The organism is Intestinibacter sp. (assembly GCF_051866655.1).
Taxonomy (GTDB): domain Bacteria; phylum Bacillota; class Clostridia; order Peptostreptococcales; family Peptostreptococcaceae; genus Intestinibacter.
This window is the reverse complement of record NZ_JBJDXL010000135.1, coordinates 1-1,449: the sequence shown is the minus strand read 5'-3', so window position 1 is coordinate 1,449 and position 1,449 is coordinate 1. Positions and strand designations below refer to the sequence as shown.

General features: G+C 37.3%; 1 protein-coding gene. It reads left to right on the top strand.

Translation table 11 applies throughout. The features are described from left to right. The coding region (locus ACI3VO_RS03815; protein WP_439756651.1) for an ammonium transporter at positions 1-1,449 on the top strand (1,449 nt) is incomplete at both ends.

Sequence of the window (1,449 nt, the reverse complement as noted above, 5' to 3'; positions counted from 1 at the left end):
TATGTATTCATCAGTAGATACGATATGGGTATTATTAGGAGCTGCTCTTGTATTCTTTATGCAAGCAGGATTTGCAATGGTTGAAACTGGATTTACTAGAGCGAAAAATGCAGGTAATATTATAATGAAAAATTTAATGGACTTCGCTTGTGGTTCGTTGATATTTTGGATCTTAGGATTTGGTTTAATGTTTGCTGGTAGCGGTAAATTTATCGGCGGATTTGATTTCTTTATTCAAGGCGATTACGGTGTTGCAGGTGGATATCCATCTTGGGCATTTGTTATATTCCAAACAGTATTCTGTGCTACTGCTGCTACTATAGTATCAGGAGCTATGGCAGAAAGAACTAAATTTAAATCTTATTTAGCTTATTCTATAGTAATAAGTGCAGTTATTTATCCTATATCAGGTCACTGGATATGGGGCGGCGGATGGCTTTCTCAATTAGGATTTATTGATTTCGCTGGATCTACTGCAGTTCATATGGTCGGTGGTGTAGCCGCTTTAGTTGGTGCTAGAATACTAGGACCTCGTATCGGTAAAATAGACAAGGATGGTAACGTAAAAGCTATACCAGGTCACAACATAACTTTAGGAGCTCTAGGAGTTTTCATATTATGGTTCTGTTGGTTTGGATTCAATGGATGTTCAACTGTTTCTATGACAGGCGATGAATCTATAGTATTAGCAGGTAGCGTATTTATGACTACTAACATAGCTGCTGCAGCTGCTACTGTTACTACAATGATATTCACTTGGGTAAAATACAAAAAACCAGATGTTTCAATGACATTAAATGGTTCTCTTGCAGGTCTTGTCGCTATAACAGCAGGCTGTGCTGTTGTCAATCCAGTCGGTGCTTGCATAATCGGTATAATAGCTGGTGTAGCAGTAGTTGTCGCAATAGAATTTGTAGATCAAAAATTAAAAATAGATGACCCAGTCGGTGCGATAGGTGTTCACGGTGTATGTGGTGCCTTAGGTACAATATTAACTGGTGTATTCGCTGTAGATGGTGGTCTTGTTTACGGCGGTGGATTTACTCTATTAGGCGTTCAATGCTTAGGTGTTGTAGCAGTTATAGCTTGGGTAGTTGCTACTACTACTGTATTATTCAAGGTAATCGACGCTACATTAGGACTTAGAGTTACAGAAGAAGAAGAGGTTGTCGGTCTTGACAAATTAGAACATGGTTTATCAAGTGCATATGCAGACTTTGCTAAAGCTAGTACAGTTAAAAAATTAAAAACTGCACAAGAAAAAGTTTCTGTCGACAGAGCTGTTCCTGTTCAATTAGTAAGCAATAATCGTGATTCTAGCGTAACTGCTTCTGATATCAAATTAACTAAGATAGAAATAATAACAGATCAAGATAAATTTAAGGATTTAAAAGACGCATTAAGCGAAATAGGTATAATGGGTATGACAGTTTCAAATGTTTTAGGATG